This is a genomic window from Paracoccus methylovorus (assembly GCF_016919705.1).
Lineage (GTDB): Bacteria > Pseudomonadota > Alphaproteobacteria > Rhodobacterales > Rhodobacteraceae > Paracoccus > Paracoccus methylovorus.
Genome location: NZ_CP070368.1, coordinates 1,898,614 through 1,918,804, shown reverse-complemented (window position 1 = coordinate 1,918,804; position 20,191 = coordinate 1,898,614). Strand labels below are relative to the sequence as shown.

16 protein-coding genes, 1 pseudogene and 1 riboswitch are annotated in these 20,191 nt (G+C 61.6%); of the genes and pseudogenes, 5 read left to right on the top strand and 12 right to left on the bottom strand.

The window, feature by feature from the left end:
- Positions 1 to 216: 216 nt before the first annotated feature.
- Genes JWJ88_RS09555 through JWJ88_RS09545 form a run of 3 tightly spaced genes read right to left on the bottom strand, consistent with a single transcriptional unit; the run spans position 217 to position 3,535 of the window.
- On the bottom strand, positions 217 to 1,137 hold the full coding sequence (locus JWJ88_RS09555; RefSeq protein WP_205293857.1) for a plasmid partitioning protein RepB C-terminal domain-containing protein: 921 nt from the start codon (positions 1,135 to 1,137) through the stop codon (positions 217 to 219).
- Positions 1,134 to 2,042, bottom strand: coding sequence for a plasmid partitioning protein RepB C-terminal domain-containing protein (locus JWJ88_RS09550; protein ID WP_205293856.1), 909 nt, complete (start codon positions 2,040 to 2,042; stop codon positions 1,134 to 1,136). Before JWJ88_RS09550 ends, JWJ88_RS09555 begins: the two co-directional genes overlap by 4 nt.
- Positions 2,042 to 3,535: a recombinase family protein gene (locus tag JWJ88_RS09545; protein WP_240200225.1), complete on the bottom strand. Its 1,494-nt coding sequence runs from the start codon at positions 3,533 to 3,535 to the stop codon at positions 2,042 to 2,044. The genes JWJ88_RS09550 and JWJ88_RS09545 overlap by 1 nt, the downstream gene beginning before the upstream one ends.
- A 173-nt stretch (positions 3,536 to 3,708) precedes the next feature.
- Here JWJ88_RS09545 and JWJ88_RS09540 point away from each other — a divergent pair, with 173 nt between their 5' ends.
- Positions 3,709 to 4,134, top strand: coding sequence for a hypothetical protein (locus tag JWJ88_RS09540; RefSeq protein WP_205293855.1), 426 nt, complete (start codon positions 3,709 to 3,711; stop codon positions 4,132 to 4,134).
- Between the two features lie 694 nt (positions 4,135 to 4,828).
- On the opposite strand, the gene ampC is transcribed toward JWJ88_RS09540, so the two are convergent.
- Positions 4,829 to 5,977: a class C beta-lactamase gene (gene ampC / locus JWJ88_RS09535; RefSeq protein WP_205293854.1), complete on the bottom strand. Its 1,149-nt coding sequence runs from the start codon at positions 5,975 to 5,977 to the stop codon at positions 4,829 to 4,831.
- Between the two features lie 90 nt (positions 5,978 to 6,067).
- Between ampC and JWJ88_RS09530 the strand changes: the two genes are divergently transcribed.
- Positions 6,068 to 6,931, top strand: a complete 864-nt coding sequence (locus JWJ88_RS09530) for a LysR family transcriptional regulator (protein ID WP_062561263.1) — start codon at positions 6,068 to 6,070, stop codon at positions 6,929 to 6,931.
- A gap of 402 nt (positions 6,932 to 7,333) precedes the next feature.
- Positions 7,334 to 7,453: riboswitch (TPP riboswitch) on the top strand.
- Between the two features lie 88 nt (positions 7,454 to 7,541).
- Positions 7,542 to 9,359 (top strand): phosphomethylpyrimidine synthase ThiC, encoded by a 1,818-nt coding sequence (thiC, locus tag JWJ88_RS09525; protein WP_062561262.1) that lies wholly within the window; start codon positions 7,542 to 7,544, stop codon positions 9,357 to 9,359.
- 535 nt (positions 9,360 to 9,894) lie between these two features.
- Here the strand turns inward: thiC and JWJ88_RS09520 are convergent.
- The 5 genes from JWJ88_RS09520 to JWJ88_RS09500 form a co-directional block, all read right to left on the bottom strand.
- Complete coding sequence (locus JWJ88_RS09520; protein ID WP_035746484.1) at positions 9,895 to 10,695, bottom strand: phosphodiesterase; 801 nt, start codon at positions 10,693 to 10,695, stop codon at positions 9,895 to 9,897.
- Positions 10,696 to 10,761: 66 nt separating this feature from the next.
- Positions 10,762 to 12,045, bottom strand: a complete 1,284-nt coding sequence (locus tag JWJ88_RS09515) for an ABC transporter substrate-binding protein (protein ID WP_035746428.1) — start codon at positions 12,043 to 12,045, stop codon at positions 10,762 to 10,764.
- A 23-nt stretch (positions 12,046 to 12,068) separates the two neighbouring features.
- A complete protein-coding gene (locus tag JWJ88_RS09510) occupies positions 12,069 to 12,881 on the bottom strand; it encodes a carbohydrate ABC transporter permease (RefSeq protein WP_035746429.1) in 813 nt (270 codons plus the stop codon).
- On the bottom strand, positions 12,881 to 13,783 hold the full coding sequence (locus JWJ88_RS09505) for a carbohydrate ABC transporter permease (RefSeq protein WP_035746485.1): 903 nt from the start codon (positions 13,781 to 13,783) through the stop codon (positions 12,881 to 12,883). The genes JWJ88_RS09510 and JWJ88_RS09505 overlap by 1 nt, the downstream gene beginning before the upstream one ends.
- Positions 13,780 to 14,907 (bottom strand): ABC transporter ATP-binding protein, encoded by a 1,128-nt coding sequence (locus JWJ88_RS09500; RefSeq protein WP_035746430.1) that lies wholly within the window; start codon positions 14,905 to 14,907, stop codon positions 13,780 to 13,782. The genes JWJ88_RS09505 and JWJ88_RS09500 overlap by 4 nt, the downstream gene beginning before the upstream one ends.
- A gap of 438 nt (positions 14,908 to 15,345) precedes the next feature.
- On the opposite strand from JWJ88_RS09500, the pseudogene JWJ88_RS22265 reads away from it, so the two are divergent.
- Together JWJ88_RS22265 and JWJ88_RS09490 are read left to right on the top strand one after the other, a co-directional pair.
- Positions 15,346 to 15,456 (top strand): annotated as a pseudogene (locus tag JWJ88_RS22265) (ATP-binding protein); the annotation flags it as partial.
- A gap of 160 nt (positions 15,457 to 15,616) precedes the next feature.
- Positions 15,617 to 17,410 (top strand): helix-turn-helix domain-containing protein, encoded by a 1,794-nt coding sequence (locus tag JWJ88_RS09490; RefSeq protein ID WP_205293853.1) that lies wholly within the window; start codon positions 15,617 to 15,619, stop codon positions 17,408 to 17,410.
- Positions 17,411 to 18,074: 664 nt separating this feature from the next.
- On the opposite strand, the gene rpmB is transcribed toward JWJ88_RS09490, so the two are convergent.
- The 3 genes from rpmB to meaB all read right to left on the bottom strand — a co-directional run bounded on the left by rpmB (position 18,075) and on the right by meaB (position 20,097).
- Entirely contained in the window at positions 18,075 to 18,350 is a 276-nt protein-coding gene (gene rpmB, locus JWJ88_RS09485) for a 50S ribosomal protein L28 (RefSeq protein WP_205293852.1), read from the bottom strand.
- A 155-nt stretch (positions 18,351 to 18,505) separates the two neighbouring features.
- Complete coding sequence (locus JWJ88_RS09480; protein WP_205293851.1) at positions 18,506 to 19,099, bottom strand: methylated-DNA--[protein]-cysteine S-methyltransferase; 594 nt, start codon at positions 19,097 to 19,099, stop codon at positions 18,506 to 18,508.
- Positions 19,096 to 20,097, bottom strand: a complete 1,002-nt coding sequence (gene meaB, locus JWJ88_RS09475; protein WP_205293850.1) for a methylmalonyl Co-A mutase-associated GTPase MeaB — start codon at positions 20,095 to 20,097, stop codon at positions 19,096 to 19,098. Before meaB ends, JWJ88_RS09480 begins: the two co-directional genes overlap by 4 nt.
- Between the last annotated feature and the right edge of the window lie 94 nt (positions 20,098 to 20,191).

Sequence of the window (20,191 nt, the reverse complement as noted above, 5' to 3'; positions counted from 1 at the left end):
CCGGGATCCATCAGTGCTTTCCCGGCACGCCCGCCTCATATCATGACTGACGTCAGGCCAGTCACGCGGCCGGCGAAAATTCGAACCAGCCTGGTGGGCTCCGAGCGGGTTCGCCGCCATTCCCACCACCGCGCTCGATCCGCCCCACAGTGCGGCGTCTCCTGCGGTCCCCGCGCTTGATATGGGTCCGGGTCCCCATTGGTCGTCGTGCGGAGATCAGGCGGCCGCCTCGGGCGGCAGAGTGGATGTCATGTCCGCGATCACCTGAAATTCAGTCAGGAATTCGGGACGATTTTGCATCAGATAGCGCACCACCCGTGCGTTTCCGAGCAACTTTGCAAGGTAACCCTTGATGATGGTCAGATGCAGGTGATCCTGACCATAAGTCTCCTGGATGGAGGAGATCGCCTCCTGAAGGCGCGCCAGCTCGTTTTCCATCCGGGCCATTGCCTCGGGCGAAATGCCCTTGAGACGCTTGGGTTTCGCGCCTTCCATCAGCTGGGATTGGGGGGTGCCGGCCAGGATCGCAGAGGCATAAGCGACCGAGTAATTATTGGCATTAACAAGCAGTTCGGCAGCTTCGACCTGACGTAGCGGCTTCATCTTCCTGAGGGTTTCGAACACCACCATCGGACAGGGCTTGTCCTTGAGGATGGCAACCGCCTCGTCACAGATTCCGTTCAGCATGCGGAACTTGCGGCGGACGGTCTGGGGATTGACGTCCAGCGCTCTGGCGATTTTTTCTTCAGGAACGCCTCGTTCGATGGCGCGCCGGATCATCCTGTGTTCCTGAATCGATGACAACCGGCTGATGCGCTTATTATAGGTGAAGGCTTCGTCATCGGTGGAAATCAGGCACTCAACCGATTCAATACCGAGATCCTTCAGCACTTCTATACGAACATGCCCATCCAGCAGAAGGAAGGTGCCCGGATTTGATGGGTCGCGGGCGACCACAGGCGGTTCCACAAGACCGACCTCGCGGATCGAGGCGGCGATCTGCTGGTATTTCCTGCTGGATTTTGTTGCGTTCCTAAGCGTCCGGACCGGCAAAAGCGCGTTGACGGGCAGTGTCGCGCAGGCGTCCTCAAAACTGTGGAGGACAGCGTCGATATGGTGGCGATCCTTTCGCGTCATGGGTTCGTCCTCGATTGCTCTACCAGATATGTGGGCATAGCTTCGAGATTTTCCGCGCGCAGCAGCGTCAGGAAGTTCTCGTCGCTCCGCAGCGCACGGAACGCTTCCGCAACGAATAGAATCCTGCTCTGGGCCAGTTCGGCCTTCTTGATCATCACCTTTTGGCGGTCCGCTTCCTGACGGTAGGCCCGCACGAGGGCATCGCTGGTCAAAGGACGCTCGCTACGGTTAACCTTGCGGCCGAAAGGCGTTTCATCGACGCGCCGACCCTGCCGCTGGCGTCGCTCAAGCAGGCGCCGCACAGCCGTCAGCTTTTTCCCACGCAGCTTCTTCTCGGTATAGGCATCCATGAGTGCACGCTGAGCCCCTTCGTCATCGGTTTTGGAAATTTCGATCGCGAGATTTAATGGCATGATTCCGGTTTCGACTGCTGATACGAGGCGCTGCTCGCCGCGCTCCAGCAGTCCGGCGATCATGTTGACGTATTCGGAACTGACCCCGATTTTGTCGGCGATCTCGCGATCGTTGTAGCCGCGCTTCCGAAGGGTGCCGATTTCCTGCATCAGATCGATCGCGCGATGCTGGCGCCTGGCGCAGTTCTCGACGAGGCTCATGACGAGGCAATCGCTCTCATCGGCGTCGATCACGATGGCAGGGATGGCGTCCTGCTTCAGTTCGATGAAGGCTTCGAGCCGCCCCTGGCCGCAGACGAGGTCGTATTCTGCTGGCTCCGTGTCCGCGCGCCGGGTCACGGTGATCGGGCGCTTGAGGCCGATGCGCGCGATGCTCTCGACCATTTCCTCGAATGTTCGCCGGTTGCGCACACGCGGATTGAGGATCCGGATCCTGTCGGTCGGGATGAGGGTCACATGCTTGTGGTCATCGGTCGGGATGTCGTCGGGCATCAGGCCACCTCCGAGAATCTGGCCCTGCCGGCCATTGAGAAGAAGAAATCGAGCGTGTCGAAGCGATAGGCATCGAGAGACAGGCCGTTTTGCTCGGCGAGCCGCAGCCGATCCGCGGTCATGTCGATGCTCGGGAGGACGTAATAGTCGCGTGGCGCCGCGTTCAGTTCGTCCATGCGTATGGCGATGGTGATGTCTGGCAAGAGCCCCGTGTCGAGGCGGATGCGCCAGCGCAGCGAGCCTGCCGCGGTCTCGAAGCATCGCGACAGCACGACCGATACCGTGAATTCGCCGTTGACGGTCAGAAGCTCGGTCCGGGGATCCTGAACGGCGCTGCCACCAGCGTTTTCGATTCCAGCAATCACGTCGGCAACGATCTGTGGATGAGCCTCGCGGAGCTTGCGGTTGATCTCGATGTATCGGTAGTCCCGGTCGGGCTGATAGCCGACCATTTCATAGGCGCGCAGTAAGCTGCCGAACCGGGACCGGAACGCGCTCGATGACGGCGTGTCCTCGTGCTCGTCGATGACCAGCCCGGAAAGGAAGCCCTTGCTGGCAAGCAGGGCCCGGAGTGCGTCCAGCAGGTCCTGGTCGGAGAGGTGGCGACTGCGTGCATCGACGATTTCCCGGGCGCGCAGGAACAGCGCTTCATCGACGATGGCCGGATAGGCGCCCTCGGCGCGGATCCACATCTCGCGCGGATTCACCACCCGGCGCTGCTTCAGCTTGAAGGAGATCTTGTTGAAGACGTTGTTGCCGATGTATTTCTCGTTGGTCAGCACCTGATGGACCGTCGCCCGCGTCCATGGCCGGTCGAGATCGGTTCGCAGTCCGTCGGTGTTCAGGGCATCCGCGATCTCTCGCTCGGATCGGCCGTCCTCGACGAACATGCGATACATGCGTCGGACGACGTCCTGTTCGTGCTCGGGGCCGGGGACGAGAATGATCCTGTCGGTCTGAAGGCTCTTCTGCTCACCGCGCGACAGCTCGCCCTTGGGATTGCCGTGCTCATCGATCAGCACCCGGCGCAATCCGTATCCGGGCGCGCCGCCTTGGCGAAAGCCAAGTTCGACAAGGCGGCACTGGCCCGCGAAGACCTTTACCGACAGCTCGCGACTGTATTCGCCCGCCATGACCCGTTTGACGGTTTTCAGCAGATTCGAGCCGATGCTGCCGTCATTCTCGAACTGCTCGCCGCAGTAATGGACGCGGATCCCGGCGCGCGAGCAGACATGCTCGTGATACGCGCCTTCGTCGGCATCCTGAAACCGGCCCCAACGGCTGACGTCATAGACGAGGATCGCCTTGAAATCAGCATAACCCGTTTGAACCTCGGCCATGAGATTTTGCAGCGCCTCGCGACCGTCAAGACGAAGCCCGCTCCGACCGGAATCCTCGAAGACGCGCAGGATCTGGAGCCCACGATCCGATGCATATTTGCGGATGACGTCGAGCTGGTTCTCGGTCGAGTATTTCTGGTGGTCGGTCGACATCCGGACATAGGCGACCGCGGGCACATCCATCTCGGGCGGCACCTCGCTCTTCGCGGAATTGATCGATGATCGACTGCTCAAGCGCCTTTTCCTTACTATTCAAAGCAAATTCATCCAATTCGCGCGAAGATTCGGTTGGATTCCCTCATCCATGTAAAGCGAGGGAGGTCGGAATGTCGTTTCCGAAAAAGGGCAATTTCTTTCCAAGCGAAAGCAGGTATGCTGGGGGCGGTCAGCATTTGGCGGACAATTGGTTCGCAGATGAAATCGCATCAGCCCTGAAGCGATCCCTCGGAAACGCTCGGGCGGGGGCAAAGGTCGTTGCCTCTTGGACCGGTGCTAACGAAAAGACGGTGAAAAACTGGTTCGCCGGCAGATACGGTCCGAGCGGAGAGCATCTGGTCGCCTTGGCGCGGCATTCTGATGAGGTGTTGGGAATTTTCCTGGCGATGGCTGGACGGGAGGGGCTGATGGTAGGTATGAAGCTCGCGGCTGCGGAACAGGCAATCGAGGAACTCCTCGCGGCAGTCCGCCGGTTGTCGGCCGGAGACTATACCGATCCATCGCATGTCGCGACGGACCTTACCGTTCGCAAATGATACCCAGGACCTCGGGATGCTGATGAGGTGGACTTGAGGCGATCCCACACGGATGACAACGCAGTGAGGGCGCTGTGAACGCCCAACTGAAAATGGTCTGAAAGGTAAGCCAGCCAGACGCGTGCGATGCACTTAAAGTGAAACAAAAGGCATTCGGCAAAAAACGTACTGGCCAAAGCTACTGGATTCGTTCAAGATTCTCAGGAGAACAAAGCAAGACTTGGTGAAATTTCATAATGTTGATGTTGATTGCCACTGAAGTCTTCCTCAAGTGGCCACAATTCTTCCTTTGCGGCAGCAAGGCTGACGTAGTTTGGAAGGGTTGCAGTCGGCACCCTGCACTACAGCAATTACCTGAGACAGCAGTCTACTATCCTCCCAGCTTTGATTTTCGAGTCAGCGGCATGGGAAGAAGCAATCAGAGGCTCTCGAATGCGAAAGCAGATCGAGCAGAGTTCATTGCAGCTTCGCAGGATAGGGCTGGTCGCTACGGCAGCAAGCAATCCCTCGAGTCGCCGGACAGTTCGGCCCAAAGCGGACCTTCATCCCGACGCCGAGCGCCGCGTTGCAGCTTCTCCAGACCGGCCATTCGCTGCGGGTGCTCGATTTCTTTAGTGTCTGAGGTCCGCACTGCGGACGAAGCAGACCTTCGGCGAGCCCTTTCTGCCGCGCCGAAGTCGCTCCAGCCATTGTCTCAATCGGCCAGAATGTGCGTGATCAGATCGTAGGTCGCGCGCACCCGGGCCTCATTGGGATAGTTGCGGTTCGCAAGAACCACGACGCCCAGATCCTCAGCAGGCAGCATGACGATGTAACCACCAAAGCCGTTTGTGGCGCCGGTCTTGTTCAGGATGACATCCTCGGGGGCCAGCCCTTTAACTCCAGTCATCTGCTGCGGGTTGAAGATGAAGCCATAGCCGTTCCCTTCGACCAGATGTTCTGCGTCGGCTGGCCAGGGATAAGCCTCCCAGATCATGGCTTGGGTGAACAGCCGGGTTTGGAACTGCCCCTGCTGCGTGCGGGACACTGCCTCGCGGATTTCTGCACTGGCTTCGCCATTCCCAAGCGCGACATCGAGCAGCTTCAGCATGTCGCGCGCTGACGATTTCACACCATAGGCCTCGTCATCAAGCACACCGGCTGTGACGCGGATCGGTGCGTTCGTCTTGCGGTCATAACCGAAGGCATAGTCTCCCGCCGCACTGGCCGGAACATCGATCCATGTGTTGGACAGCCCGAGCGCGGGAAAGATCTCCGTTTGCAGGGCATCAGCATAGCTCATACCCATCGCGTCTGCGGTAATATGCCCCAAGAGGCCAATGCTGATATTGGAGTAGCTGCGCGCGCCCGGCTCCGGTGGTTGCCAGCCCGCGAGCCAGTCGATCAGTTGATCGACATTCTCCACCTCATCCGGCACCTGCACAGGCAATCCGCCGGAATGATGTGTCGCAAGATCCATTAGACGCAGCCCTCCGGCCGAGGTCCCCTTCAGGGTTGGCAGATAGGTCGCGAGCGGGGAATCGAGTGACAGCCTGCCGCGCCCTTCGACGATGGCGGCCAAGGTCACATTGAAGATTTTGCTGATGGAACCGAGTTCGAAAAGGGTGTCGGGCGTTACAGGCCGCTGATCTTCTCTCGATGCCAGCCCGGTCTGATAGAAGCTGTGCTTGCCGTCGCGGGTCACGCCCACGATCAGACCAGGAATATCGTATTCCCTGATCGCGCTTTCAAATGCCGCACTCGCGATGTCTTCGAAGTGCTGCTGACTGTCCTGTGCAAGCGCAGGCGCAGGCGCAGAGAAGGTTGTCGTCAGGAGAACGAGGCAGGTGGGAACATGTTTCATGTCAGCTCCGAAATGATCTGCATCCCGGATATTCAGATCTTTTCGCATAAGGGAGACGACAAAGCATTGGACTGCACATAAGATCAACTCATGCCTGACCGTCCCGACATCCCCTTAAACGCCCTTCGCACCTTTGAGGTCGCCGCCCGTCAGGGCAGCTTTACACGCGCCGCGATAGAGTTGCGCGTGACGCAGGCTGCCGTCAGTCACCAGATCGCGCGGCTGGAAGATACTTTAGGCGCCACGTTGTTTCGCCGCACGCCGAACGGGCTGGTGATGACCGATGCCGGAAAAGAGCTGTTTCCGGTGATGGAGCGCGGTCTGAACGATATTGCCCGCATGCTGGACCGTGTGACGGGCGGGCAACGGGCCGAGGTGCTGAGCCTCGGCGTAGTGACAACTTTTGCGACTGGCTGGCTGATCCCCCGACTCAAAAATTTGCGCCGCGACCATCCTGAAATCACCTTGCGTTTGTCCACCAACAACAACCGTGTCGAGATTGTGCGGGAGGGATTGGATGCCGCGATCCGTTTCGGCTCCGGTCGCTGGCCGGGGCTCGAGGCGCATCACATCCTTGATGCTCCAATGGGGCCGCTCTGCGCCCCGCATCTGGATCTGCGCTCGCCATCAGACCTGCGGCGACACACCCTGCTGCGCAGCTATCGCGCCGATGAGTGGCCGAAGTGGTTTGCAGAAGCTGGCGAGACCTGTCCGCCGCTGACCGGCCCGGTGCTCGACAGTTCGGTGGCAATGGCGGATATCGCGGCCGAAGGTCTGGGCATCGCGCTCTTGCCGCTGCCGATGTTCGAACGCGACCAGGCTGCAGGACGGCTTGTAAGGCCCTTTCCTGCTTCAGTCACGTTGGGCGGCTACTGGCTGACCATCCCCGAGGATCGCCGCATGACCCCCGCGACCGACCTGCTGCTGAGCTGGATACGCGCTCAGGTCGCTTGACCGCAGTGTCAGGGCGAAGTCCAGCGACTGGTCGATGACTGTCCGCTACGGGCTCGATGCGGTCATGCGGCGGTGCGGCAGGCCGTGTGACCATCCTGGCAGAGCGACATGGCACGCCCGGCCCTTAGCTGCCAGACGGCCCCTGTCGGGCGCTGCCTTGCGGCATCCCCAGACCGGACATTCGCGCTCGGTGCAGCGAGATTGACGAATTACAGGCTGCTATTACGGGACAATCCGGACATTCAGCGTTGCGTTACACTGCCCTGATCAATTCGGTCGTGAAGGCTTGCAGTCGCGATGTGGCGCACACAAGGTTAGCCATTGGCAGGCCGGGGCTGCGTCTGCAAGCGCCGCAACCTTTTGGTCGGCCGTTGACATTGATCCGCGCAGCCGGCAATTTCGCGTCTCCACCAGGGGTGTTCCGACAAGGAGCTGAGATACTGCTAGGCCGCGAGGCAGCGCAGGGACCCTATGAACCTGATCCAGTTCACACTGGCGTAGGGACGGTGCGGGTGCTCTGGTGGCCGGCTTCGGTCACGCGTTGGCAGCACTCATTCCCCCTTCCAGTTCGTGCTGGGTCTCCGATGCTTTACAAAGCCAGGAGCCTGACATGACATCCCACCCCACCCTCACCGTTACCACTGGACCGCTGCCCGCTTCGACCAAGGCGTTCAGGCCGGGTGTTCTTTATCCCGACATGCGGGTGCCAATGCGCGAGATCGCATTGCATCCGAGTGCAGCCGAGCCGCCGGTGACCGTCTACGACTGCTCCGGCCCTTACACTGATCCGGGGGCGGAGATTGCCATCGAGCGCGGCTTGTCACGTCTTCGGGAAGGCTGGGTTGCGTCGCGCAGGGATACCGAGGCCTATGAAGGCCGCCCGGTTCAACCTGCGGATAACGGGTTCGTTTCACCAGATGGGCTGACTCCCGTGTTCCCGGCGCCGCATCGACCGATGCGTGCGAAGGAGGGCAAGGCCGTCACACAGATCGCCTACGCCCGGGCGGGTATCGTGACGCCGGAGATGGAGTTTGTCGCGATCCGCGAGAACCTCGGCCGCAAGGCTATCCGAGAGAAGATGGCCCGTGACGGCGAGATGTATGGTGCCTCGGTGCCCGATTACGTGACCCCGGAGTTCGTCCGTGACGAAGTGGCCCGCGGCCGTGCGGTCATTCCTGCCAACATTAACCACTCGGAACTGGAGCCGATGATCATCGGCCGGAACTTTCTCGTAAAGATCAACGCCAACATCGGCAACTCGGCCGTCACCTCCTCGATGGCGGAAGAGGTGGAGAAGATGGTCTGGGCCATCCGCTGGGGGGCCGACACCGTGATGGACCTCTCGACGGGCCGTAACATCCACAATATTCGCGAATGGATCGTCCGCAACGCGCCAGTTCCGATCGGAACCGTGCCGATCTATCAGGCTCTTGAAAAGGTCAGCGGCGTGGTTGAGGACCTGACATGGGAAATCTTTCGCGACACGCTGATCGAGCAGTCCGAGCAAGGAGTGGACTACTTCACCATCCATGCGGGGGTGCTGCTCCGGCACATTCCGCTGACGGTGAACCGCGTGACGGGGATCGTCAGTCGTGGCGGCTCAATCATGGCCAAATGGTGCCTGCACCATCACCGCGAGAGCTTTCTTTACGAGCACTTCGAGGAAATCTGCGAGATTGCGCGGGCGTATGACGTAACGTTCAGCCTCGGGGACGGGCTGCGGCCAGGCTGCATCGCCGATGCCAACGATGCGGCGCAATTCGCGGAGCTGGAGACGCTGGGCGAGTTGACCCAGATCGCCTGGAAGCACGATTGCCAAGTCATGATCGAAGGCCCGGGCCACGTGCCCATGCATAAGATCAAGGAGAACATGGACAAGCAACTGGAGGTGTGCGGCGAAGCGCCTTTCTATACGCTTGGGCCGCTGACAACCGACATCGCGCCGGGTTACGATCACATCACCTCCGGCATTGGGGCCGCTATGATCGGCTGGTTCGGCACCGCGATGCTTTGCTACGTGACCCCAAAGGAACATCTGGGTCTGCCGGACCGTGACGACGTGAAAACCGGGGTCATCACCTACAAAATCGCGGCGCACGCCGCCGACCTTGCCAAAGGGCATCCCGCGGCGAAGATCCGCGACGACGCGTTGTCACGGGCCCGCTTTGAGTTCCGGTGGGAGGACCAGTTCAACCTTTCGCTGGACCCGGATACCGCACGGTCTTTCCATGACCAGACCCTGCCGAAGGAGGCGCACAAAGTCGCGCATTTCTGTTCGATGTGTGGGCCGAAGTTCTGCTCCATGAAGATCAGCCACGACATCCGAGAAGAGGCGCGGGCGCAGGCGGGGATGGTCGAGATGGCGAAACGGTATCGCGACGGAGGCGATCTTTACATTCCCGTGGAAGAGGATGCCGTGGGTTCATAGGCGCGAACGGATTGAGGCGCCGGCTTACAGGGCGGCGCCTTGCCAATGGAGCGCATGTCTCGAACGGTCGAGCTATGCGCTAATACGATTGATTGATAAACGTCAGCTTTGGCTCCCCACGTCGATCAACCGCTCACGGCGACGGCACGGAGGCGCGGCAGGCTCCGACCCGCGTCCTCGGCCCTTTGCGGTCGGTCGGGAGAGCAGCAACGCCGCGGTGCGGCTTTCCCAGACCAGACATTGGTGCAGGTCGCAGCGTGGACCATCGGGCCATGTCCGGTTACCTCGGCACGGAGCATCAAGGTCATGCCAGCTGCGAATATCACATGCGACCGCATGCTGCGATCGTTAGATTAAAGACCTGAAACCACCGCTTGTCTGGAGCAACTGCCGAATGTTCTCGCTTGCCGCGTCCAGACTACGACCGCCCGTAGCGACACCGGCGTGAAGGCCACCACGGCAATCGACAGCTTAACCCCGACGCGTAGATCGTGATCGCCCACAGGCGCCTGATTCTATCCCCGTTGACCATGTCTCACGGTCCCTCGCAGATAGGAGCGCGGACTGTCGGGACTTGTCCGACCTCGACCGTGAACGCCCGGAAGCCGAGTTCGTCGATCAACAGGATGCGATAGGTGGGGTTGCCGTCGGTCCACCAAGGGTCTGGCAGGGTGAGGTCGGTGATGAAGCGATGCGTGCAGGACTGGCCGGAACTGTAGGGGATTCCCTCGGGGCTGGTGCCCGACAGGGGCATGTGGATATGGCCGAAGACGATGTGGCGCACCCCAGCCGAATGGGCGACAAGGCGCGCCAGAAGGGCGCCGTCGTCATGCAGGCTGATGTCGCGGAAATGGCGGATGCCGTCCGCGACGGGGGGATGGTGGACGAAGACCGTCACGGGCGCCGGACCCGCTTCGGCCAGCGCCGCGTCCAGCCAGGCAAGGCGATCGGCGCCGTAGATGCCGCCGATCACCCCGGCCTCGTGCGTGTCCAGGAACAGGAGCCGGCCGGAATCGGTATCAAGGACGGACTGGATGTAACCGTTCGCGTCGCGCGGGTGATCGGGGAAGGCGGCGACGAATTCGGGGCGGCGGTCGTGATTGCCCAGCAGAAGCCGCACCGGAAAGGGCGCAGGCGCAAGGATCTCGCGCAGAAGCGCATAGGCTTCGGCATCGCCGTGATTGCAGAGATCTCCGGTGATCACCAGAAGGTCCGCGTCGGCGTGCCGCCCCAGGATGTCGGCCATCGCCGCGCGCAGCCGCGCCTCGGGATCGACGCCATTGGCGGGGATGCCCGGCGGCATCAGATGCGTGTCAGTCAGCTGGATGATCTTCATGGTGGTCCCTGCGAAAGAAAAGATGCGGGGCAGCGCGCCCCGCATCCGTGACGGCGCGAACGCGCCTTACTGCATCAGCGCATTCGTCTGCTCGACCATCTGGGCCAGCCCGTCCTCGGGCGAGACCTCGCCGCGCATGACGGTGCCGATGATGTCTCGCTGCGTGCGCCAGACGCGGACCGAGTCGCCGCCCGGATAGCCAGCCCAGGGCAGCGAGCGGTCGGCCTGGCGCGCGGCTGTCGCGACATTCGGATGCTCGGCGTAATAGGGCGCGAGGTAATCCTCGCCCGTGGCGCGTTTGTTGGTGGGCAGATAGCCGGTGATGCGCACGATGATGTCCTGCGCCTCGGGGCCGGTCACCCATTTGATGTAGTCCCACGCCGCCTGCTGCTTGGCCTCGTCCTGCGTCAGCATCACGGCCGAGTTGCCGCCGGTCGGCACGCCGCCGTTTTCGGGATCGTCCAGCGGGAAGGTGGTCGTGATCAGCTCGAAGCGGTCGCCGACCAGACCCTCGATGGTCTGGACATGGGCGGGGGTCGAGAACAGGAAGCCCGTCATGCCGGCGCCGAACTGCTGGCGGGCCTGATCCCAGTCAAAGGTCGGCGCGCCGGCCTCGGCCGCCATCTGGCGGATCATCGTCAGCCCGTTCAGGCCGATCTCGTTGTCAAAGGCGACCTGATTCGTCTCGGTGTCGATCAGCTTGCCGCCCTGCTGGTAGACCATCGCCTGCCACAGCCAGTCATCGGGCCAGCCCGCAATGTCATAGGACATGCCGGCGACGCGGGGATCGGCCTCGTGGATGGTCTTGGCCAACTCGATCAGCTCGGGGAAGGTGGTCGGCATGTTTTCGGGATCGCCGCCCGCGGCGCGCACCAGATCGGCGTTCACATACATGATGGGCGAAGAGGCGTTGACCGGCAGCCCGTATTGCTTGCCGTCCACCACGCCAAGCGCCAGCATACTGGGTGCGAAGTTCTCGTCGAGGAAGGTCTGCCCGCCCTCGGCCTCGATGAAGGGGGCCAGATCGACGATCTGATCGCGCGGGGCCAGCGCCTCGACCAGCTCCGCCGTCAGGTTGTAACCCGAGAAGTAGACATCCGGCAGGTTGCCGGTCACGGCCGAGCGCAGGATCTGCTGCTGGCCCTCGTTATAGCCGACGGCGGGGGCCAGGAAGTTGATGGTCACGTCAGGGTTGTTTTCCATGAACGCATCGGCCAGCGGCTGGTGGAAGCGCGTGAAGCCGGGCAGGTTGTAAAGCACGTCCAGCGTGACCTGCTGGGCCTGGGCGAGGCTTGGCAGCGCCAGCGCGCAGACGGCGGCGCCCAGGGTGAAACGGCGGGATAAAGTCATCTTTGCTCTCCGGGTCGGGGGCCCTATTTGACCCCGGTCATGGTGATGCCCGCGATGAAGCTGCGCCTAGCCAGCAGGAAGCAGACGATCATCGGGGCGGTGATCATGGCCGCGCCCGCCATCAAGGCGCCGTAATTCGCGCCGGATTCGACATCCGAGAAGAACAGCATTCCCAGGGGCGGCGGGGCGATCGCCATGTCCGAGACGACGATCAGCGGCCAGTAGAGGTCGTTCCAATGCGCCACGACCGAGAAGACCGAGAAGGCCGCCAACGAGGGCAGCGAGCCACGCAGCACAAGGCACCAGCAGATCTCCATCTCGGAAAAGCCGTCCATGCGGGCAGCCTCGATGATCTCGTCGGGGTAGGAACGGAACGATTGGCGGAACAGGAAGATCGCAAAGACCGACAGGAAGAACGGCATCATCTGCGCGAAGTAGGTGTTCAGAAGATTGGTGCGGGCGAGGCCGACGAACAGTGGCAGCGCTAGGGCCTGCATCGGGATGCACAGCGCGCCGATGACCAGCGCCATCAGAAGACGCCGGCCAGGAAAGCGCAGCTTGGCCAGGGCATAGGCAGCCGGCACCGCCGTCAGGACCTGCACGATCAAAATGCCACCGCAGACGATCAAGCCATTCAGCATGAACCGCGCCATTGGCACCGTGCTGGCGGCCTGACTGTAGTTCTGCACTGCGCTGAACTCGCGCGGGATTGGCCAGAGAGAGACATCAAAGATTTCGGCCGGCGCGCGGATCGAAGTCAGGATCATCCAGTAGAAGGGCAGCAGCATCAGCGCCGCGCCAAGTCCCAAGACCAGGTGGGGAAAAAACCGCCGCATCAGTAATGCACCTTCCGGTCCATGCGCATGGTCTGGCCGATCGACAGGACCAGCACGATTGCCAGAAAGATCAGCGTCAGCGCGGCAGCGTAGCCCGTGTTCGAATACTCAAACCCCTCAAGATAAAGCGCATAGAGCAGCGTTTCAGACCCCGAGCGGCCCTTGGTCAACACGGCCACGGTCTCGAAAACTTTGAAGGCCGAGATCGATGTTGTGACGATCACGAACATCGTCGTCGGGCCCAGCATCGGCCAGGTGACTGTCAGAAATCGGTCGATGGGGCTGCGGGCCCCGTCCATGCGCGCAGCGTCGATCAGGTCGTTCGGGATAGCGGTCAGCCCCGCGAGGAACAGCACCATGTTGAAGCCAAGCACTTGCCAGATGCCGATCAGCGCCAGCGTCGGGATCAGCAGCGCCGGATTGCCGAGGAAAGACACCGGATCGAAACCCGCCCAGGTGATCGCCGCGTTGACGGGCCCCAGGGTCGGGTGCAGCAGGAACTGCCAGACCGTGGCCATCGCGACCAGCGTCGCGGTGACGGGCAGGAAATATGCCGTCTCCCACAGCGCGCGGGACCGCCGGCGCCCATGCACCAGCAGCGCGATGCCCAAGGCGAGGAAGACTCCGGCGGGGATCACCAAGACGGCATAAAGGGCGGTGTTCGCCAGCGCGCGGGTAAACACCGGGTCCTGAAAGGCGGCCCGGAAATTACCGAGACCCACGAACCGCCACTCCAGTGCGCCAAGCCGGTAATCGGTGATGGAAAATCCGGTCAGCACGAGGACCGGCAGGATATAGATCGCCAGCATCAGAAGCACCGCGGGCGCGACAAAGAACAGACCCCGCGGCAGGGCGATGGCACGGTGGGCGGGTGCGGCGGCGGGCAGGACGGCGTCGGTCATGCGGCCACCTGGCCGGCAGCCCATGCGGACAGCCGCTGCCCGTCCGCCGCGAACAGATGCGCCCGCTCGGGCGGGATGCTCAGCCGCAGCATGTCGCCCCGCGCCGGCCGGGCGCTGGCGCCCTGTCGCAACACGAGGGTTGCGTGATCAAACTGCAGCGCACAGGTCAGGAAACGGTCGGGGCCGTGCGTCTCGACGCGGAGGACCTCGGCGGCCAGTCCCTCGTCCCCGGCCTGCAGGTCCTCGGGGCGGATGCCGACGGTCAGGGGGCCCGGCCGCGCTCGGATGCCCGTCGCCTGTCCCGCGATGTTAACGCGGCCCTCGGCATCTGCCTCGGCCGGCAGCAGGTTGATGCCGGGCGAGCCGATGAACCGCGCCACCGCCAGGGTCGCCGGTCGCTGGTAAAGATCGTCGGGAGTGCCTAGCTGCTCGATCCTTCCGTCGATCATCAGCGCGATGCGGTCCGACATCGTCATGGCCTCGGTCTGGTCGTGGGTGACATAGACGAAGGTCGCCCCAAGGCGGCGATGCAGGGCCGCCAGCTCATCCCGCATATGCGCCCGCAGCTTCGCGTCGAGGTTCGACAGCGGCTCGTCCATCAGAAATGCCGCCGGCTGGCGGACCAGCGCCCGCGCCAGCGCGACCCGTTGCCGCTGCCCGCCCGACAGCTGCCCCGGTTTGCGGTCCAGAAGATGGGTGATCTGAAGCGTCTCGGCAGCCTTTGCGACGGCCGCGTCGATCTGGGCCATCACCGCCTTCGGCGCCAGCAGCCGGCCCAACAGCGGCAGCCGGGCGGGCAATGTCAGAAGCCGCATCCGCAAGGGCGTCGCAATGTTCTGACGGACGCTCATATGCGGATAGAGCGCGTAGGACTGGAACACCATCGCAAGGTTTCGGTCGGACGGATCGCGTGAGGTCACATCCTCGGCGCCAATGAAGACCAAGCCATGGTCGGGCGCTTCAAGACCGGCAATGACGCGCAGCAGCGTCGATTTCCCGCAGCCGGACATTCCGACCAGAGAGAGGAACTCACCCTCCTTCACCGAAAGGTCGATATCCGTCAGAACCTGCGTGGCTCCGAAGCTTTTGCGTATGCCTCGGAGGTCGATGGATTGTTGCGACATGCGCGCTCCTTTTTCGAAGGAGCGTGTTCCACGTAGAGATGTCAGATCGGCTACAAGTCGGTTAAAGTTTTTTGACAAGTGCTCCTGGGTCTACTCCCACAGTCGGTGGCGCAGGATCACAAGTGTTTCAGCAAGGCACCCAAGCTCTGTTAGTCGTTGTGTCCGCTGCCAGCCGGCCAAAGCGAGGTGATTTTCCTATGTGACAATCTTGAGTAACCAGCCTTCCACGCGCAAAACGAGAGGACCTGTTATCTGTGAGCAGAGGAACATCTGGCAGCAATTGCTGCACCGGCTTTTGCTGTGGGAGCGGCGAAGGCGGAAGAGAACTTGCCCCACCCCGATTAGAGTTACAATAGCGCCGAGCGCACCTTTGCGCTACTCCATGCATAGAACGGCCCATAGAGCCGAGGTTGGCCCCAACAGAGGATCGCCCAGCCAGACAAACACTCCGGCGCGCTGCTCGGCCGACTGTTCCACCATGTCGGCATCCTCGAGATGGACGGCGAAAGCTACCGCCTCGCCAATAGCACAGCCCGCAAACAGCGCTGATCACCATCCACGCATTTGCCGGCGGTTGGCCTCACGGCAAGTGCGCCATGGCACGCGCCGGCTATGTGGAAAGCGCACGCGCCATGGCGCACAACCCCTTCATCATTCCCGATTTTTACCGGGTCGATGCGCGGCAGGTCTTTTCACGGGAGAAACGCTGATGTTCACGGCGACAAAACCGCTACCATTGACGGTCCCCGCGATTGTGGGAGAATCCGCGACATCCTTCGCCTCGCGGCGGGCTCGGCGGAACGGCGTGCCCCGGATGATCACCTTCTGCTCGGACGTTGGGATCGACTACTTCTCGCTTGTGAACGGCGATCCGGTCGAAATCCAGAGGTTGGCAGTTCTGGGCGATATCGATCCCGTCCCGCTGCAAGCGGCAACACCTTCCCTGATTGAGCCGGGTTGGTTTCGGCTCGGGAACGAACGCATAAAGTTCACCGGATTTATCCGGACAACGCTTCGGATTTGCCCGATGTGTAGCAGCGAGGTGCGCAACACGACAGAAATCATCCATCATGGGATCTGGCAACTTGCAGCGATCCGCACCTGTGTGAAACATGGGTGCCACCTCGTTGCCGTTCCCAAGCCAAAAAACGGCAATGATTGCTTTGATCACATCCCCATGCTCGACGGCTTTAAACCAACAGCCGGTGATTTGGCTGTGTCCCAGGATCTGGAGCTGGAGCGGTATTTGACCGATCGAATCCAGAACGGACCCGGACAAAGCTGGCTGGACTGCTTGCCGTTTCATATTGCAGTGCAGACTTGCGAGATGCTTGGCGCGCTTCTGACTTTGGGACCAAGAGTAAAGCGAGCGGAACTTACGGATGCGCAATGGGCAGCGGCCGGCACCGCTGGCTTGAGCATCCTTCGCGGAGGTCCGGAGGCATTGCGCCAAAAGCTCAAAGAAATCCAGGACTCCCATCCGGTGGGAGAAAAACTCTACCGGTCACACTACGGCGTATTCTTCGACTGGTTGCGCTCTCGTGATGATGACCCGGACTTTGACGTTGTGCGCGACATTGTTCGGGAGTTTATTTTCGAACACTTTCCCGTCACGACGGGGTCAATTGTTCTCGGCAAGCCTTGTCCGGAGCAGCAGGTTCACTCCTTCTCGACGGCAAAGCAGGTGTTCGGCATTCCTCACAACAGGCTTGGTCAGAAACTCGCCACTATGGGGATGGCCAAGGCGGATGCTCAGAACAGGTATTACACGCTGACGCGCTATATCTCGACAGCTCTGCTCAACGACATCGTCGCCGAGGTCGGCATGCGTCTGAGCGCGAAGGAAGCCGCGGAGTTGCTTGGCGTTGAAACGGTGGTGCTTGCGCGACTGGCAAGCCACGGGCTCATCCCAAAGCAATCGGAATATGGAAAAAGGTCAACCATCTACCGGCCGGAGGATCTGGACGAGTTTCTTGAACGGTTCAGGGCTTTTGCGAAGCCAGCCGAAGCCACCAAAGACCTCATTGATATCTCCACTGCCGCGCGTCGGCGTGGCGTGACTATCGCATCACTTGCGGAGATCATCCTTGACCGTCGCATTCCGCTATATTTCGAAGGTGCTTACGCAGACGATTTCCGAGCATTTCGGGTTCATCCAGGCTCCCTGAACGGTATCTACCGCCGACCCCAAGAGCCCGTTGCATCCTCATGGAGCGTTGCTCGGCTTCTAAAGATCAGCAGGCCAACAGTTTATCGCCTGCGGCAGGCTGGCTTTCTTGCGGCCCCTACGAAGCGTAAAAGTGTCAGCATCAGAGGCGGTAAGTACAGCTGCAGAAAATCGCTTGAGGAATTTCAGGCAGCACATGTCTCCCTGAACGAGCTGGTCGAACGGTCGGGTCGATCCGCTGACGACGAGTTCAACCATCAGATATCCAATGGCGCGCTGCCACTTCCGTTGGGATTACGTAGCACAATGATCTTTCGACGCGCCGACGTCGCGTAAACCCATGATCTGACAAAGCAGCCGGCCACGCGCCGGCTTTTTCATGGGCACGGTGAGGCAACGCTATCTGAGAAATAGGGCAGGACGAACTGTCGGTCTGCTCAGCATATCATTGATATTGTTTGAGAATTTTCCGCGCCAGTGGCAGACTTTTGTGATTATTGCCAGATGTTGATAAGAGTGTGGCGTTTCAGAAAGTCTTGCCTTTTGTTTCATGGGGCTGCCTTTCTGAACTCGCGCTCCTCCCATATAATTTCGCGCCCATAGTTGATTCTGGTACCATTGCTCTTCCAGAGCAGACGCTAGATGAGAGAACGTAAAAATGCGTTCAAGCAGTACCGCACGAGATGCAATATTCCGCTATAACCAGAACTGCGCGAACCGGTATCAGATAACCTGGATATGCCGCAATCATGAGTTTTACCCAAGTTGCCAGCTAGTCGCAGTTATTTGGACGTGATCAGGGTGCGCGCTGTGGCGCTTTGCGCACGGTTGGACAGAAGCCGGGCGTTGAACAGATTCCCTGACGGGTGGGCGCAATACGAGGCGCCTGGACGGGCGGTCCGGCTATGGCGCGTCAGAACGAAAAAGGCCCCGCCGCTGACGGCAGGGCGCATCACATATCACCGGGCTTGGAATCGACAGGCCCGATGGGAAGAGGAAATCAGGCTTTTGCCAGTTCGCGCTTGATCTTCAGCGCGCGGTCGGACAGTTCCGCGTCCTTGGCTTTCACCAGAAAGGCATCCAGCCCGCCACGGTGATCGACCGAGCGCAGCGCGGCGGCCGAGATGCGCAGCTGATAGCTGCGGCCCAGCTTTTCCGACAGCAGCGACACGTCGTTCAGGTTCGGTAGAAACCGGCGGCGGGTCTTGTTGTTGGCGTGGGAGACGTTGTTGCCGCTCATCGGGCCCTTGCCGGTCAGTTCGCAAACGCGCGACATGATCTTGTTCCTTCGATTCGATCCTGCGCGGGCGTTTGCCCGCAATATGTAAGGGCGCCGCGTGGCAGCGCCCGGAAATCTGTTTGCGCGGGATAAAGCGGGACGGGCGGCGCGTCAAGCCTTTTTGCCGGTTTTCCCGGTTCCGCCATGTTCCATCATGCCGGAAAATGCCGGGGCTCGTGGTCCAGCAGCGCCTGTTTGCGCCACAGCCCACCACCATAACCGGTCAGCGCGCCATCCGCACCCCGGACCCGATGGCAGGGAATCACCACGGCGATGCGGTTCGCGCCATTGGCCCGTGCCGCCGCCCGAACCGCCTGGGGGTGGCCGATGCGCCGTGCGAGTTCCCCATAGCTGAGGGTGTGGCCAGAGGGGATCTGCTGCAACTCTTGCCAAACCTGACGCTGGAAAGGCGTTCCGTTAAGTGCGAGCGGCAGATCGAATTTGGAACAACCACCTGTAAAATAGGCGGAAAGCTGCGCCTCGACCCGGTCTGTAACAGCGGTGCGGCCAAATCCGATCCGCCCTGGCGCGCGGCGGGCTGCTTGCCGCAGTCCTGTTTCGAGCCGGAAACGATCGGCGAATTCCAGCAGGTGCAGTTGCGTGGCGTCGACCAGTGCGACCATGCCGCCAAGCGGTGTGTCGATCCATGCCGCCCCGAACTGAGCCCCATCCTTCGGGACAGCCCCGAGCAGCGCGGGAAGGGCTTCGCGGAAATCCCGTTCGTTTTTGTAACTTGCCGCAGTCATGTGCCTTGCAACGATTTCGGGGGCGATTGGGCCTGGCCCCCACCCAGCCAGTCGAGCACTTGCGCCGCCGCCGAATCGGGGTCGCTTTTGCCCTGCGCCACCATATCGCCGATCTCGGTCAGCCGGGTGCGCACCTCGGGTCGGTCGAGTTGCGCCAACAGACCGGCGCGCAGTTCGGACAGGAACCAGTGCCGGGCCTGTTCGGCGCGGCGGCTGTCGAAATGGCTGTGTTGCCGCCGCCAGTCGGCCAGCCAGGTCATGTTGGTCCAAGCTTTCTCCAGCCCCTCGCCAGTATAGGCCGAGACGGGCAGGGCCTTGGGAAACCCCTCGGGATCATAGGGGCGCTTGCGCAACAGCCGCAGCGCCCCGGCGTAATCGGCAACGGTACGCATGGCGGTCTGGCGCAATTCGCCATCGGCCTTGTTGACCAAGATGATGTCGGCGATTTCCATGATACCGCGCTTGACGCCCTGAAGCTCATCCCCGCCCGCCGGGGCGAGCAGCAGGATGAACAGGTCCGACATATCGGCGACCAGCGTTTCGGATTGGCCGACACCCACCGTCTCGATCAGGACCACATCGAAGCCGGCCGCTTCGCACAGCCGCACCGTTTCGCGGGTGCGTCGTGCGACGCCGCCCAGCTCGGCGCGCGAGGGCGAGGGGCGGATGAAGGCGTTGGGATCGCGGGACAGGGTATCCATCCGGGTCTTGTCGCCGAGGATCGATCCGCCTGAGCGCGCCGAACTGGGATCGACCGCAAGGACGGCGACCTTGAGCCCCTGCGCGGTCAGCAGCTTGCCGAAAGCCTCGATAAAGGTGGATTTACCGACGCCGGGCGTGCCTGACAGGCCGATGCGCAGGGCCTGATGCCGGGGCAGCTCGGCCAGCAGGGCCACGGCACGGGCGCGGTGGTCGGGGCGGGTGCTTTCGATCAGCGTGATCGCGCGGGACAGTGCGCGACGGTTGCCTTGCGTCAGGGGTTCGGTCAGCTCGTCCATGCCAATCCCGTTGCGTCCTTGTGACGCGGGGGCTGACTGCCCCCGCACCCCCGTGGATATTTCCACACGGAAGACATGTAAACGCCGGGCGGTT